General features: G+C 59.6%; 11 protein-coding genes, 1 other RNA gene and 1 pseudogene. 4 read left to right on the top strand and 9 right to left on the bottom strand.

Features of this window, described 5'->3' with window-relative positions; genetic code table 11:
- Positions 1–227 precede the first annotated feature (227 nt).
- From gcvP to WBR25_RS07510, 6 genes are all read right to left on the bottom strand, one after another.
- Positions 228–3,104 (bottom strand): aminomethyl-transferring glycine dehydrogenase, encoded by a 2,877-nt coding sequence (gene gcvP / locus WBR25_RS07535; protein ID WP_479749648.1) that lies wholly within the window; start codon positions 3,102–3,104, stop codon positions 228–230.
- 298 nt (positions 3,105–3,402) lie between these two features.
- A complete protein-coding gene (gene gcvH, locus WBR25_RS07530) occupies positions 3,403–3,792 on the bottom strand; it encodes a glycine cleavage system protein GcvH (protein ID WP_005333898.1) in 390 nt (129 codons plus the stop codon).
- Positions 3,793–3,876: 84 nt separating this feature from the next.
- Positions 3,877–4,974, bottom strand: a complete 1,098-nt coding sequence (gcvT, locus tag WBR25_RS07525) for a glycine cleavage system aminomethyltransferase GcvT (protein ID WP_479749647.1) — start codon at positions 4,972–4,974, stop codon at positions 3,877–3,879.
- A gap of 416 nt (positions 4,975–5,390) precedes the next feature.
- Positions 5,391–6,659, bottom strand: a complete 1,269-nt coding sequence (locus WBR25_RS07520; RefSeq protein WP_479749890.1) for an FAD-dependent 2-octaprenylphenol hydroxylase — start codon at positions 6,657–6,659, stop codon at positions 5,391–5,393.
- Positions 6,660–6,795: 136 nt separating this feature from the next.
- Positions 6,796–8,019, bottom strand: a complete 1,224-nt coding sequence (gene ubiH, locus WBR25_RS07515; protein WP_479749646.1) for a 2-octaprenyl-6-methoxyphenyl hydroxylase — start codon at positions 8,017–8,019, stop codon at positions 6,796–6,798.
- A gap of 177 nt (positions 8,020–8,196) precedes the next feature.
- Positions 8,197–8,766, bottom strand: a complete 570-nt coding sequence (locus tag WBR25_RS07510; RefSeq protein WP_033116025.1) for a UPF0149 family protein — start codon at positions 8,764–8,766, stop codon at positions 8,197–8,199.
- 173 nt (positions 8,767–8,939) lie between these two features.
- Here WBR25_RS07510 and zapA point away from each other — a divergent pair, with 173 nt between their 5' ends.
- Positions 8,940–9,272 carry a cell division protein ZapA gene (gene zapA / locus WBR25_RS07505; RefSeq protein ID WP_005333910.1) on the top strand — a complete coding sequence of 111 codons (333 nt, stop codon included), beginning with the start codon at positions 8,940–8,942 and terminating at the stop codon, positions 9,270–9,272.
- A gap of 16 nt (positions 9,273–9,288) precedes the next feature.
- A non-coding RNA gene (gene ssrS, locus WBR25_RS07500) (6S RNA) lies at positions 9,289–9,470 on the top strand.
- A gap of 195 nt (positions 9,471–9,665) precedes the next feature.
- Here the strand turns inward: ssrS and emrD are convergent.
- From emrD to WBR25_RS07485, 3 genes and pseudogenes are all read right to left on the bottom strand, one after another.
- Entirely contained in the window at positions 9,666–10,862 is a 1,197-nt protein-coding gene (gene emrD, locus WBR25_RS07495) for a multidrug efflux MFS transporter EmrD (protein ID WP_158109291.1), read from the bottom strand.
- A 261-nt stretch (positions 10,863–11,123) separates the two neighbouring features.
- Positions 11,124–11,786 (bottom strand): glutathione S-transferase family protein, encoded by a 663-nt coding sequence (locus WBR25_RS07490; protein ID WP_043819510.1) that lies wholly within the window; start codon positions 11,784–11,786, stop codon positions 11,124–11,126.
- A 168-nt stretch (positions 11,787–11,954) separates the two neighbouring features.
- A pseudogene (locus WBR25_RS07485) lies at positions 11,955–12,410 on the bottom strand (hypothetical protein).
- Between the two features lie 199 nt (positions 12,411–12,609).
- Here WBR25_RS07485 and suhB point away from each other — a divergent pair.
- Both suhB and WBR25_RS07475 read left to right on the top strand, forming a co-directional pair.
- Positions 12,610–13,413 (top strand): inositol-1-monophosphatase, encoded by an 804-nt coding sequence (gene suhB / locus WBR25_RS07480; protein WP_005352992.1) that lies wholly within the window; start codon positions 12,610–12,612, stop codon positions 13,411–13,413.
- A 326-nt stretch (positions 13,414–13,739) separates the two neighbouring features.
- The gene (locus tag WBR25_RS07475) at positions 13,740–14,672 is read left to right on the top strand and encodes a ZIP family metal transporter (protein ID WP_047440409.1); all 933 of its coding nucleotides are present in this window, start codon (positions 13,740–13,742) and stop codon (positions 14,670–14,672) included.
- Positions 14,673–14,805: the final 133 nt, after the last annotated feature.

Here is a 14,805-nt window from a genome sequence, read left to right as displayed (position 1 = left end):
GCTGCTAGATAGATGACAGTGATAACCAGAGAAAAGAACTTCAAATTGCCACTGGCGGTACCAAGCGTATCTTACGAAAGATGAGGGCAATAAATCTCGAATAACCGATAGCTAAATCAATAACCTATTGATTTAAAGCAAAAACGTAAGCAATGAGTTATTTACATGAAAAAAGGGCCACCCGTCTGGGTGGCCCTGTTGTTTATTGGTTTACCTCGTGCACGCCCTTACTTGGCGTAATCCTCGGTCGGAATGCAGGAGCAAAACAGGTTGCGATCGCCGTAGACGTCGTCGATGCGGTTCACAGAGGGCCACAGTTTGGCGGCGCGCACGGCGTCGGACGGGAAGACCGCCTCAGCGCGGCTGTAGCCACGGGACCACTCTGCATCCATCACGTCGTCCTGAGTGTGCGGCGCATGGACCAGCGGGTTGTCGGTCAGGCTCCACTGCCCCTCCTGCACCTTGGCAATCTCGGCGCGGATGGAAGTCATGGCCTCGACGAAGCGATCCAGCTCGCGCTTGGATTCCGACTCAGTCGGCTCGACCATCAGGGTGCCCGCTACCGGGAAACTCATGGTCGGTGCGTGGAAGCCGTAGTCCATTAGCCGCTTGGCCACGTCCATCTCGCTGATGCCGGAGGCTTCTTTAAGCGGACGGATATCCAGAATGCACTCGTGGGCCACCCGACCGTTGCGGCCGGAATAGAGCACCGGGAAGGATTCACCCAGCTTCTTGGCCAGATAGTTGGCGTTTAGGATAGCTACCTGAGTGGATTTCTTCAGCCCCTCGTCACCCAGCATGGCGATATACATCCAGCTGATGGGCAGGATGCTGGCCGAACCGAACGGTGCCGCCGACACGGCGCCATTGTCACGGCTCTCCTTGTCGGTCTTGACCACGGCGTGACCGGCCACGAACGGTGCCAGATGTTTCTTCACGCCAATGGGGCCCATGCCCGGGCCGCCACCGCCATGAGGAATGGCGAAGGTCTTGTGCAGGTTGAGGTGAGAGACGTCCGCCCCGATAAAGCCCGGTGCCGTCAATCCAACTTGCGCGTTCATGTTGGCGCCATCCAGATAGACCTGGCCACCGTGCTGGTGAACGATGTCGCACACCTCCTTGATGGTCTCCTCATACACCCCGTGGGTGGAGGGGTAAGTCACCATCAGGCAGGAGAGTTGATCCCCCGCCTCGGCCGCCTTGGCACGCAGGTCGTCGAGATCCACGTTGCCGGACTTGTCACAGGCGGTGACGATCACCTTGAGCCCCGCCATCTGGGCAGAGGCCGGGTTGGTGCCGTGGGCAGAAGCCGGAATGAGACAGATGTCGCGATGCCCCTCGCCTCGGGATTCGTGGTACTTCTTGATGGCCAAGAGACCAGCGTACTCACCCTGAGCCCCGGAGTTGGGCTGCATGCAGACCGCATCGTAACCGGTCACCTTCACCAGCCAATTTTCGAGGTCGGCCAGCAGCAGCTGATAGCCCTTGGCCTGCGCCAGAGGGGCAAACGGGTGCAGTTTGCCGAACTCGGGCCAGGTCACCGGGATCATCTCGGCTGTGGCGTTGAGCTTCATGGTGCAGGAGCCCAAGGAGATCATGGCGTAGTTGAGCGCCAGATCTTTCGCTTCGAGACGGTGGATATAACGCAGCATCTCGGTTTCGGAGTGGTACTTGTTGAACACCTCGTGGGTCAGCACGGCGTCGGTGCGCAGCAGATCCTGCGGGATGGCATGATGGGCCTGAGCCGCCTTGTCGAGTGCCTCAATGTCGAGGCCATGGCCTTGACCGAGGAAAAGATCGAACAGCTCCGCCACATCGCCGCGAGTGGTGGTTTCAGAGAGGGAGATCCCTACCGCACCGTCGAGGTCTGCACGCAGGTTGATGCCATTAGCTTCAGCCTTGGCAATAAGTGCTGCTTTATCTGCCGTCAGCACGGTCAGGGTATCGAACCAGCTGGCATGCTTGAGGGCAACCCCCTTAGCCTTGAGGCCAAGCGCCAGAATGGTAGTGAGACGGTGCACGCGGGAGGCGATGGTTTTCAGTCCTACCGGGCCGTGATAGACGGCGTAGAAGCTCGCCATGTTGGCCAGCAGCACCTGAGCGGTACAGATGTTGGAGTTGGCCTTCTCGCGGCGGATATGCTGCTCGCGGGTCTGCATCGCCATACGCAGCGCGGCCTTGCCACGGGCATCCTTGGAGACGCCGATAATGCGGCCCGGCATCGAACGCTTGTAGGCATCGCGGGTGGCGAAGAAGGCGGCGTGGGGGCCACCGTAACCCATGGGCACACCAAAGCGCTGGGCGGAGCCCAACACCACGTCGGCACCCAGCTCGCCCGGGGATTTGAGCAGCAGCAGGGAGAGCAGATCGGCGCTGACGCAGGCCAGCCCTTTCTGGGCCTGTACCGCGGCAATCAGGGCACGCAGATCTTTCACCTCACCTGTGGTAGTGGGGTACTGGAACAGGGCCCCGAACACCTCTTCGCTCACTGCATCGCTCGCAGCGCCAACCGCCACGTCGAAACCGAAGTGAACCGCGCGCTCCTTGACCACGTCGATCACCTGAGGGTGCACGTCATCGGCAACAAAGAAGAGGTTGGATTTGGACTTGGCCATCCGTTTGGCCAGCGCCATCGCCTCGGCGGCGGCGGTCGCTTCATCCAGCAGGGAGGCGCTTGCCAGATCCATGCCTGTGAGATCCAGCGTCAGCTGCTGGAAGTTGAGCAGGGCTTCGAGACGGCCCTGCGCCAGCTCGGGCTGGTACGGGGTGTAGGCGGTATACCAGCCCGGATTTTCCAGCACATTGCGCAAAATAACGTGGGGCACATGGGTATCGTGATAACCCATGCCGATGTAGCTCTTGGCAATCTTGTTCTGGGCGGCATAGCCCTTGAGCTTGGCCAGCGCCTCCACTTCGGTCATGCCGGCACCGATCCCCAGCGGACCCGGCAGGCGAATGGCGGCGGGCACGGTCTGGGCAATCAGATCGTCCAGGCTTTCGGCCCCTACGGTCGCCAGCAGCTGGCGCAGCTCTTCCTCGCCCGGGCCGATATGGCGGCGGACAAAATCGGTTTTTTGCTCAAGTTCAAACAGTGACTGGGTCATTTCCCTATTTCCTGATAAATAAGTCCTGGCATGACATCCTGATAACCAAGACCTGATGTTCCTGATCGTCGGCTGGTACCGACTCCACTCATGTTCTGGGTCCCGCAGACAGGGTACGGCACCGGATGCTGCGGCAGCATCGAGAGGGGATCGCCTTGTTGCGAACCGGCCCGTTTGCCTTGGCAAAAGCAGGCAAGAAAACGGCAGGCGCGGACGACTTCACCCTTCCACCGGCCGGTGCTTGCCCGGCTGGCGGTCATACAAAGGGGCCCTGCTGTGTTGGCAGGGCCCGGAGGCATTACTCTTCGTCCACCACGTTCTGGTAGCCTTCGGCATCCAACAGGTTGGCCAGCTCGCTCTCGTCATCAAGCTTGATGCGGAACAGCCAGCCAGCGCTGTAGGGGTCGGAGTTGACCAGCTCGGGGCTCCCTTCCAGCTCTTCGTTGACGGCAATGATCTCGCCGCTCACCGGGCTGTAGATGTCGGAGGCCGCCTTGACCGACTCGGCCACGGCGCAGTCGTCACCGGCACTGACCTGCTTGCCCACTTCCGGCAGCTCGACAAACACCATGTCACCCAGCAGCTCCTGGGCGTGCTCGGTGATACCGACCACGGCCTCGCCGTTGGCTTCAACACGGATCCACTCGTGGGAAGTGGCATATTTCAGTTCGCTCGGGATATGGCTCATTTGTGCTTCCTTTGATCTTTGAGTCGCGTTTAAAAACGAATATGAAAAGGGATGAGGGAGGCACTGCCCTCCCCCAAGACGGTATTAAACCAGCTTCTGGCCGTTACGGACGAAAGCGGGCTTGGTGACCTTCACGGTGACCAGCTTCTTGCGGATCTCCACCTCGGCCAGCTCACCGATATCGCGGGGCACCCGCGCCAGGGCAATACTGTAGCCCAGGGTGGGGGAGAAAGAGCCGGAGGTGATCACACCTTCCCGCTTCTCACCGTTTGCCGCGGTGAAGGTGACCGGCATACCGGCACGCAGCACCCCTTTCTCTTCCATCACCAGACCCACCAGCTTGGGCTGATTGCCCGCCGCTTTCTGCGCTTCCAGCACGTCGCGGCCGATAAAGTTGCGCTCGCTCGGCTCCCAAGCGATGGTCCAGGCCATGTTGGCGGCCAGCGGAGAGACTGACTCGTCCATATCCTGACCATAGAGGTTCATCCCCGCTTCGAGGCGCAGGGTATCGCGGGCACCGAGGCCGCACGGGGCCACGCCGTTATCCAGCAGCGCTTGCCACAGCTCGCAGGCTTTCTCTTGCGGCACTACGATTTCATAACCATCTTCGCCGGTGTAGCCGGTAGTGGCGATAAAGAGATCGCCAGCCTGCACGCCGAAGAAGGGTTTCATCCCCACCACGGCGGTACGCTGGGCGGCGCTCAGTACAGCAGCAGCCTTGACCTTGGCGTTGGGGCCCTGCACCGCAATCATCGCAAGCTCGGGACGCTCGGTCACTGTGATGTCGAAATCGATGGCGTGATGGCGGATCCAGGCCAGATCCTTCTCGCGGGTAGCGGAGTTGACCACCAGCCGGTAGAAGGTATCGGTCAGGAAATAGGTGATGAGGTCATCGATCACGCCGCCTTCCGGATTGAGCATGCCGCTGTAGAGGGCCTTGCCGGGGACAGTGAGTTTGGCCACGTCGTTGGCCAGCAGGTGTTGCAGAAAGGCTTTAACCCGTTCGCCGGTCAAATCGACGATGGTCATGTGGGAGACATCGAACATGCCAGCATCGCTGCGCACCGCGTGGTGCTCTTCCAGCTGGGAGCCGTAGTTGATGGGCATTTCCCAACCGTGGAAGTCCACCATCTTGGCGCCGGCTTCCAGGTGTTTGGGATGCAGTACAGTAGTCTGGATCATCGCATTCTTTCCTTAGCAAAAAGCCTTTTCGCTTTGGCGACCACCCTTGCGACCCGCGCCACCGCTCTGACTGCAATACGTACAGCAAAAAGCGACCGGATCCAAAAGTGTGTGCTCGCTCCTGCCCTTGCCAGGCAAGAGGGATTCCTTGAACGGAGCGGATTATATGACAAGCAGGCGAGCGTGCCGCTCAAAAAAAACTAATCCCCTCCCGTAAAACTGACTCCAGACACTAAGATAAATGCAGTGATAAAAACAGCCATAAGCCGACTCAGGCGAGATTAAATTTTGATTTTTACCGTTTCGTCACAATTTGCAGAAAAACGTTTCGCTCCAGAGCAAAATTAAAGGCTGACACCCAAAACGGGTCGTCAGCCTTGTCGGATTACTTTTGTTGTCAAAAACGGCGAGTAATATTAGTTTTTTTCACCCTTGGCCTGCATGGCACTGCCCTTGGTCGCAGCAACAGCCCAGTCAGGACGGGCCAATGCGGGCAACTCTCCCTCCAGCCCCATGGCGGCGCGGATCACCCCCTCCTTGAAGGGCGTCAGCAGATTGGCCGCGCGCAATCCCACGCCCCGCACCAGCTTCTTGAGCGGGTTGGCCCCGCTGAACAGCCGCTTGAGCCCTTCCATCGCCGCCAGCATGCGAGCCGCTTCGCTCTTGCGCCAGCGCTCGTAGCTGCGCAGGTTGGCGAGCAGGCCGATATCCTCGCCCGCGGCATGATTTTGCAAGATCTGCTCCGCCAGCGCGGCAGCATCCAGCAGGCCAAGGTTGACCCCCTGCCCCGCCAGAGGGTGGATGGTATGGGCGGCATCTCCCACCAGCACCAACCGCTCGCGAGCAAAATCGCGGGCATAGCGGGCGGTAAGAGGAATCGCGCTGCGCGGCCCCTCCACCTTGCACAGACCGAGCCGGGCATCGAAGGCGGTGGTGAGCTGGCGGTTGAACTGCTCGTCGTCACAGGCGCAGAGCACCTCGGCACGAGCCGCAGGCAGCGACCAGACGATGGAGCAGAGGTTCTCCTGCCACAGCGGCAAAAAGGCGAGCGGGCCATCCGGGGTGAAGATCTGGCGAGCAACAGCTTCATGGGGTTCGGCGCAGCGCACCGTCGCCACCAGCGCGTGGTGGCCATAATCCCAGCTGGTGAGCGGGATATCAGCCTGACGGCGCACCCAGGAGTGGGCGCCATCGGCGGCCACCACCAGTTTGGCAGAGATGGCCTGACCATCTTCAAGGAGCAGCAGGGCGCCCGCCGGGCCGCTCTGCAGGCTCTTGGCTCTGGTGGGGGTCAGCAACTGGATATTGCTGGCACCTTCAATCGCCTCAAGCAGCGCCAGCTGGATCACCCGATTCTCGACGATGTGGCCGAGGTTGGCCTGACGCAGGCTGGCGGCATCGAAGTCGATATGGCCAAAACTGTCCTGCTCCCACACCGCCATCTTGTCGTAGGCCTGCAGGCGGCGCGCTTCAATGCCGTCCCAGGCGCCAACATGGCGCAGGATCTGCTGGCTGGCCAGACTCAGGGCGCTGACCCGGTTATCGGCTACCTCCCCCAGCTGCCGGTCGGGCAGTTGTCCCTCCACCACCAGCACCTTGAGGGCGCTATGTTTCAGGGCCGCAGCGAGCCCCAGCCCCACCATGCCGCCACCGACAATCACCACATCCACATTTTGCATCTGCATCATCTCATCCTTTCAGGGCTGACCGGCTGGCCAGCGAGGGGACGCCCGCAGGCATCACCTCTTTATTCAATAGGTTTTGATCAACGAATGGCGGTCACCATCTTCCGGTCAACAGGTTCCACTCAACAAGTGCTGGCTAGTTACCGCACACATCAGCGACAAAGCCCAGGGTGCGCGAGGCAAGCGGCGCCTTGAGGCACGGGAATCGCCCCATCAGGGTGAGCGCCAGATTGCGCCCCACCACCAGCGGATCGTGACCATTGGAGAAGAGCTGGGCCAGCGAAGAGGTGAGCCAGACGGTCTGCTCCTGATCGCGCTGACGCTGCTGCCAGTAGCCGCTCAGTACCTTGAAGCTGCCGATATCCTCCCCCTCTGCCAACGCCTTGGCTACGGCGCAGGTAAGCAGGTCGAGATCCCGCATCCCGAGGTTAAAGCCCTGTCCGGCAATCGGGTGCAGGGCGTGGGCGGCATTACCGACCAGCACGGTGCGCTGGGCCAGCGGGTAGTCGCAGGCGGTCAGAACGAGCGGATAGACGTGACGCACGCCGCATCGCTCGAAGCGGCCGAGTCGCCAGCCAAAGGCCTGCTGCAAGCGGGCAAGGAAGGCGGCATCATCGAGGGCCATCAGCTCATCCACCTCATGCTGCCCGACGCTCCATACCAGCGAGGAGAGCCCCTCCTGCATCGGCAGCAGGGCCAGCGGCCCCCCTTCGGTAAAACGCTCGAAGGCGCGTCCCTCAGGGTCTTGCACCGTTTTGACCGTGGCGATGATGGCGTGCTGCTCAAAGTCGTGGCGGGTCACCGGCAACTTGAAGTGCTGACGCACAAAGGAGTTGCCGCCGTCTGCCGCCACCAGCAGGCGGGTCTCAATCTGTTCACCGCTCTCGAGGGTGAGGGTCACCTTCTCCTCATCGGGCGCAATCTCGCTCACCCGGGCCGGACAACAGACCCGGATATTGGGAGAGGCCGCCATCGCCCGTTGCAGCTCATGACCGGCAGCGGCAAGCTCGATCACCTGGCCCAGCGCGGGCAGACCGTATTCGGCAGCCGACAGGCGAGCCTGACCGAAGTGGCCCCGATCCGAGACATGGATCTGGGTAATGGGGGCGCAATGGGGGGCAAACAGCGGCCAGAGTCCGCGTCGCAACAGCGCATCACAGGTACCGGCCGAGAGCGCAATGGCGCGGGCGTCGAACCCTGAATGGGTGTGCTGTTCGGGGACGCTTGCCTCCAGCAGCAGGATCTCGAGGGGGGAGCCATCGGATCGAAGCAGGGCTGCCAGCGAGAGGGCCAGAACGGCACCGCTCATTCCACCGCCGACCAGGGTGACATCGACCTGTCGCACATCAGATTGAGACATAAGCAGAGAGGAAGAAGTGAAAAAGGTGGCCTCATGCTATCACAAAGCCGCTGGCCGAATGCGAGGTCACCGGCAAAAAACCGGTTGCGCCTCACAGGGTTAGCCACCACAAGGAAATAAAAAAGAGCGCCATCAGGCGCTCTTGCTGATTCAGTAAGGGTCTCGTTGACCCGCACCTCAATGAAGGGTCGGCGGCGCACTCGGGGTATCGGGGCGCTTGCCAAACTCTTCGAAGGCCATCATGACACCCAGCTTGACGTGTTCGTAGAGCACCAGGAAAGAGGCTTCGTTCTCGTCATCTTCCTGATCGAACTCGGCGGAGACCTGAGTGATGCTGGCGATATCCTGGATCATCTCCTGCAGCTCTTCCGACGCGCGCGACAGCTCCTGCTGCACTACACCAAAACCGGCCAGAAACGCCTGTGACCAGTCCACCAGCGCATCGATCCGCTCATCGAGGGGTGCGTCATCGCTTGGTAACAGCAGTTCAACCCCTTTTTGAGCCATCAGGCTCTCGACCACATTGTGATAAAGATCGGTCATCACCTGGCGCACCGGGGCCGGCAGACCGAAACCGTCGTTCACTAAATCGTTGAAATGGGGGACCCAGCTCTTCTCATCCAGTGCTACACCACCACACACCAGACCGCAGATCACACCATGGGCCTCGACTGCACTGGCCATCAGCTCATGCTGCTCCATGATGTCGGCCACAGCCGCATATTTAAGGGGGTTTGTTTTGCTCATAGAGGATCCGCTCAAAGTTCAGGCAAATTTGCAGAATTAATGGTCAGGATCCTAGCATTCTCCCTCTTGCAGAGCCAGCAAGGCCTTGAAACTTATGCATCTGCGCTATATAGTCCCGCCCAGTTGTCCACGTGGATAAAGGCGGAAATCAGCTCCGCCGTATTGAGGAAGGCATGAGCACAGAGGCCGTAGAAATCGTCATTTTGGGACGTCCCTACAAGGTATCCTGTCCCTTGGGACAGCAGGATGCCCTGCGCCAGGCCGCCGAGCAGCTGACCGACAAGTTGATCGACCTGCGTCAACGCTCCAAAGTCTCCAGCAACGAGCAATTGGCTATCATGGCTGCGCTTAATTTCTGTCATGAGCTCTGCCTTGAAAAAGAGAAGAACCACCAATACTCTGAGACCATGGACAAGCGGATCAAGATGCTGCAGCGCACCATCGAAGCGGCCCTGATCGAGCACGGACAATATGGTGATTCCAGCGAAGAGGGGCAACAGCCCTAATCGCAAACCGTTTTAAAATTCCCTGGGATGTTTGTCAGCCGGTTCAAGTCCCCGAGCCGATATTCATACCAAACAGGGGATCTGCCTTCTGGCTATTGCGCATGCTCGGCACGACCGAGAAGCCTGCGGTCAGATCCGATCCCCGCCTTGAACCGACGGTTCAAGGGCCCAAACCGGCAACGGCATCTCGGGGTACCAACAGCAAAAGCCCGTCACCAGCGTGACGGGCTTTTTCTTTGCCTGATGATCAACGAACTGTCCCGTCCTGAATATGGTTTACACCTTTCCCCCCCAATAAATGGAGAACCCGATGGGACAAGGTGTGAAACGGACACAGCCATAACGACAAAGCCCGCCAAAAGGCGGGCTTTGTTTTGCAACTGGCAAGCAAATTTAGATGGCCATCTGCTCGTGAGGAGAACCGTGGTGGCGTAACCAGACAAAGCTCAGCGCCACGATCAGCACCATCAGGGTCATGATGGCCCCCAGGGTCACCTGTCCAGTCATCGGGAAACCGGCGGCCAGCAGGGTCACCACACCCGCCCCCAGATTCTGCATCCCGCCGAGAATGGCCCCCGCGGTGCCGGCCTGACCCGGGAAGGGCTCGATGGCACAGGAAGTGGCGGTCGGGTAGAGAATACCGCTACCGATGAAGTAGACAGCCGCACCACCAACCAGCGAGGCGGCACTCACCACCCCGAACAGCCCCGGCACCAGAATGATGAGGGAGCCGAGCGCCAGAAAGGCGATCCCCAGACGCATCAGCTTGCCCTGGCTCAGGCGAAAGCTCAGCTTGGCAGAGAGCCAGGCCCCGAACAGATAACCTGGCAGCGGCAGCACGAACAGCACGCTCACGGTACGGGCGCTCAGTTTCAGCACATCGCCGAGCAACACACCGGCCGCAGCCTCGAACACTGCCAAACCGGCAAAGGTCGCCATCAGGCAAAGCAGGTTGCCCTGAAACTTGGGGTTGCCCAGCACATGACGATAGGCTGCACCGACGCGCAGTGGCTGACGGGCAGCAGCAGGCAGGGTCTCGCCAAACCAGGCCATGATCGCCAGGGTTGCTACGGCACCAAAACCGAACAGGAACCAGTAACCGGCGCGCCAGTTGAACAGCTCGGTCAGCCATCCCCCCAGCACCGGTGCCAGCAGCGGGGAGAAGATCACCCCCATACTCACCAGACTGTTGGCGCGGTTGAGCTCGGCGCCATTGTAGCGATCGCGCATCACGGTGCGGCTCATGGCGCCACCGGCACCGGTACCCAACCCCTGAACAAAGCTGCCCACCAGCAGGGCGGCAAAATGGGGGATGACCTGAATGATCAGGGTACCCACCAGAAACACCATCATGCCGACGATCAGCACCGGGCGACGGCCGATGCGATCCGACAACGGCCCGTAGACAAACTGGGAGAGGCCATAGGGGATCAGGTAACAGGCCATCACCGCCTGCAACTGGCCCGAGGCCACATTGAAGTCCCCCGCCATCATGGGAATGGAGGGAACATAAAGGGTCTGGGTCATCTGGCCCACAGCGACCATCAGAATGGTCAGTAAAAACAACGGATAAAAACTGTGCCGATCCATATCAGTCCCAAAAAATCGAAAAAAAGCTGCCGCCCTCTGGCACAAAATGGCCCAGAGGAATCTGATCACAGAGGCTGTGATGCAATCAAAAACAGTGTTGGAAACAGTAGGCGGGGAGCCCGCCAAGCCACCGCACAGGACGCTTGGTGGTATGGGGGCATCATAGTGATTCAGCTCACAAAAAACGAACGAATCTTTATAATCGGCTTGCCTTAGTTTTTCTAATATCACGGGGCGTTTCGCCCCGTCCGCAGTTAAAAATCAACGTGTTACCATCTGCTGCGCCTGCTTGATCAGCTCATCCGGCTGCTCCTTGCGCGGCGGTATGGTGATCCCCTTCTGGCAGGCAGGTTTCTCGGCCATCCGATCCATCCAGGCTTGTAGATGGGGTAACCCCTCGATGGAGATGCCGCTCCAGTCATAAATCCGCACCCAGGGCCAGGTGGCGATATCGGCGATGCTGTACTCGTCCGCCAGATATTCGTGATGAGCCAGATGGCTGTCGAGCACCTCGAACAGGCGGCGCCCCTCCTTCTGGTAACGTTCGATGGCGGCGGGGATCTTCTCGGGGAAGTAGCGGTAGAAGACGTTGGCCTGCCCCATCATGGGCCCTACCCCGCCCATCTGGAACATCAACCACTGAATGGCCTGAGAGCGGCGTTTGGGGTCCGCCGGCAACAATTTGCCCGTTTTCTCCGCCAGATAGATGAGGATGGCACCCGACTCGAATACGGCGAAGTCGTCGTTATCCCGATCGACGATGGCCGGAATGCGACCGTTGGGGTTGATGGCCAGAAACTCGGGCTTCTTCTGATCCAGTGCCGAGAGATCGAGAGGAATGACCCGATAGGGCAATCCCAGCTCTTCCAGTGCAATAGCCACCTTGAAGCCATTGGGGGTCGCGGCGGTGTAAAAATCGATCATGATTCACTCCTTGTTGGTCATAGCCAGATTGCACGGTTGGAACAGGGTGCAACACCATAGCCGCCTCATCTTGCAACAAGTGACCGGCTCCAGACCATTAAAAAGCGGCGCACCATAGGCCAAACAAGGCCACGGTGCGCCGCTGGTGCGCTCTGGCAATAGTAGATATTAGTTAATCACGGCGACCGGCTTGCGCTGGCGCAGCATGATCAGGCGGGAAAGCAGCGGGAAGTAGGACTCCAGCTTGCGCAACAGCACCCGGCTGCAGGCAGGCTCGGCCAGCTCCGACTCATCCAGCACGATGCCGTTTGAGACAAAATAGAAACGGGGGTCACGCACATCCGGCCCGCAGACCGTCAGCTCCTTGTCCCCCTTGCGGATCAGCAGCGGCAAGACCGGCAAACCGATCGTCTCATCCTCTCCCCGAGCAAATCCGGCATCCTGCTAGGGCGCATCGCCGTCGATCAGCAGGATCGCCGCCTCCGTCTTGGCCGGTTGCCACTGGGCCAGGGGGGTCACGGTGATGTGGGCAAAGTGATCACCATACTCGGGTGATGACCGCAAGATGGCCAACAGTCCCTCGCTGGCCGCTGACACGTTCTGACTCACTAATGACAAATTCATGGTTCACATCCCTATGCTCATGACAGCCTGTATCCGGCTGCTGGGATAAGACTAGCGCAGATCTGGTCTATATTGGAGCCGTCAAATCTGGCAGTGGTAATCAATTGGTCGTAGGGGGATAACAGTTGCCATCGTACAAAATACTGGTATCATACCGCGTCCTTTTATCCCCCGTTCTTTAACATCCAGTGGTGAACCTATGCATCCGATGCTGAATATCGCCGTGCGCGCTGCGCGCAACGCCGGTCAAGTTGTAGTAAAAGCCTTCTCCCAGCCCGAGAACATTGAGGCTATCCAAAAAGGCAGCAATGACTTCGTGACCAACGTTGACCGTGAAGCCGAAGCGGCCATCATTCACACCATCAAAAAATCTTACCCTGAGCACAGCATTGTTGCTGAAGAGTCTGGTGAGATTGCCGGTACCAATCCGGACTACCAATGGATCATTGACCCACTGGATGGCACGACCAACCTTGTCAAAGGCATTCCGCACTTTGCCGTTTCCATCGCCCTGCGCGTGAAAGGCAAAACCGAACAAGCCGTTGTTTACGATCCCATCCGTGACGAGCTGTTTACTGCTACCCGTGGTAGCGGCGCACAGCTGAACGGCTACCGTATCCGTGTCGGCAAAGCCAAAGAGCTGGCTGGCACCGTACTGGCTACCGGTTTCCCCTACAAACAAAAGCACCACATCGAGTCCTACCTGAAAATGTTCCAGAGCATGTTCATCGAATGTGCCGACATCCGTCGCTCCGGCTCTGCCGCACTGGATCTGGCCTACGTGGCTGCCGGTCGCGTCGACGGTTTCTGGGAAATCGGCCTCAAGCCCTGGGACACCGCTGCCGGTGAACTGCTGGCCAAAGAAGCTGGCGCCATCGTCACCGACTTCGTAGGTGGTCACAACTACGAAAACTCCGGCAACATCGTGGTTGCCAACCCGCGCGTCCTGAAAGAGATGCTCGGCAAGATCCGTGAAGAGCTGCCGGAGTCCCTGGCGAAATAAGCCAGCTTCCCTGCATTCACCAATATAAAAAAACCGGCGCAAGCCGGTTTTTTTGTTTCTGTTATCCGAACACCAAGGCAGACATCTGCAGCTGATTTAAAAGAGTTAGCGATGCATCCCCACTTGCCACTCAACATCCACTTCAGTCATTTGCAAACAACCCCTCTTGCCCCCCCGCCTTTGGCTACCGATAAGATTCCCATGTGGTTGCTTGGATAAACTCTTTCCAGATTTTCAGATAGCGGCAATCGCCTTGCAGGCATGGACAAGGGGCGGCCAAGTGGATGTAATGCCACCATCCACTTTGCACACCTTGAGGTCATGCCATGGACCATCTCTCAGCTCTTCCTCCGTTATCCTGGTCACAGCAACTGCGCAGCCAGATGCAAAGCCGCCCGCTCACTGCCCTCGGTCTCTTTATCGCGCTGGCTGCCGTCTTGTTACTGCTGTTGCAAAGTCTCATCATGCTTGCTACCGGTGAGGTGACCAGCGGCGTGCGCTACGGCCTTGTCGGTGGTGCTGCCGGGTTTGCCGCCACCGCCATCGGCGCCCTGCCCGCTCTGTTTCTGCGCTCGGTACCACAAAAGGTAGAGGACACCATGCTGGGCTTTGCCGCCGGCATGATGCTGGCGGCCAGTGCCTTCTCCCTGCTGCTGCCGGGGCTGGAGGCCGCCGAGGGGATCACTGGCAACGGCTTCAGTGCCGCCGCCGTGGTGGTGGTCGGCATGACCCTCGGGGTGCTGTTGATGCTGGGACTGGATCAGTTCACCCCCCACGAGCATGACAAGACCGGCCCCTGCGGCCCCGGCCATGAGAGCTGCTCCCGGGTCTGGCTGTTCGTCTTTGCCATCGCCCTGCACAACCTGCCGGAGGGGATGGCCATCGGGGTCAGCTTCTCGCAGGGGGATATGTCGGTGGGGCTGCCGCTTACCACTGCCATCGCACTGCAAGATATTCCGGAAGGATTGGCGGTGGCGCTGGCCATGTGCGCCGCCGGTTTTCGCCCCTCGGTGGCGGTGCTGGTCGCCATCGCCAGCGGCCTGCTCGAACCGGTTGGCGCCCTGCTCGGGGTGGGGCTCTCCAGCGGCCTTGCCATCGCCTACCCCATCGGACTTGGGCTCGCCGCCGGCGCCATGCTGTTTGTGGTCTCGCACGAGGTAATTCCGGAGACTCACCGCAACGGTCACCAGACCTATGCCACCCTCGGCCTGATGGCAGGCTTTGCCCTGATGATGACCCTCGATACCGCGCTCGGCTAAAGGCCCTCGCCGTGCCTCATCAATGCTTTTTGTCACCCGCGGCGCTCCCATATGGAGCGCCGCGTTTCATCTCTCCTTTCGCTTGCGCCTCTCGGCGCCGACGCCATCTTTTGTTATGATCTACAGCAACTTA

The sequence above is a fragment of the Aeromonas sp. MTB genome (assembly GCF_056632455.1).
The sequence above is the reverse complement of the archived record's forward strand: the minus strand, read 5'-3'. Positions and strand labels throughout refer to the sequence as shown.

What these genes read in the sequence shown, in the direction of transcription:
- WBR25_RS07490 (WP_043819510.1), bottom strand. Translation starts at nt 11,786, where the DNA reads ATGATCGATTTTTACACCGCCGCGACCCCCAATGGCTTCAAGGTGGCT.
- gcvH (WP_005333898.1), bottom strand. Translation starts at nt 3,792, where the DNA reads ATGAGCCATATCCCGAGCGAACTGAAATATGCCACTTCCCACGAGTGG.
- ubiH (WP_479749646.1), bottom strand. Translation starts at nt 8,019, where the DNA reads ATGTCTCAATCTGATGTGCGACAGGTCGATGTCACCCTGGTCGGCGGT.
- emrD (WP_158109291.1), bottom strand. Translation starts at nt 10,862, where the DNA reads ATGGATCGGCACAGTTTTTATCCGTTGTTTTTACTGACCATTCTGATG.
- suhB (WP_005352992.1), top strand. Translation starts at nt 12,610, where the DNA reads ATGCATCCGATGCTGAATATCGCCGTGCGCGCTGCGCGCAACGCCGGT.
- gcvT (WP_479749647.1), bottom strand. Translation starts at nt 4,974, where the DNA reads ATGATCCAGACTACTGTACTGCATCCCAAACACCTGGAAGCCGGCGCC.
- WBR25_RS07475 (WP_047440409.1), top strand. Translation starts at nt 13,740, where the DNA reads ATGGACCATCTCTCAGCTCTTCCTCCGTTATCCTGGTCACAGCAACTG.
- zapA (WP_005333910.1), top strand. Translation starts at nt 8,940, where the DNA reads ATGAGCACAGAGGCCGTAGAAATCGTCATTTTGGGACGTCCCTACAAG.
- WBR25_RS07510 (WP_033116025.1), bottom strand. Translation starts at nt 8,766, where the DNA reads ATGAGCAAAACAAACCCCCTTAAATATGCGGCTGTGGCCGACATCATG.
- WBR25_RS07520 (WP_479749890.1), bottom strand. Translation starts at nt 6,659, where the DNA reads ATGCAGATGCAAAATGTGGATGTGGTGATTGTCGGTGGCGGCATGGTG.
- gcvP (WP_479749648.1), bottom strand. Translation starts at nt 3,104, where the DNA reads ATGACCCAGTCACTGTTTGAACTTGAGCAAAAAACCGATTTTGTCCGC.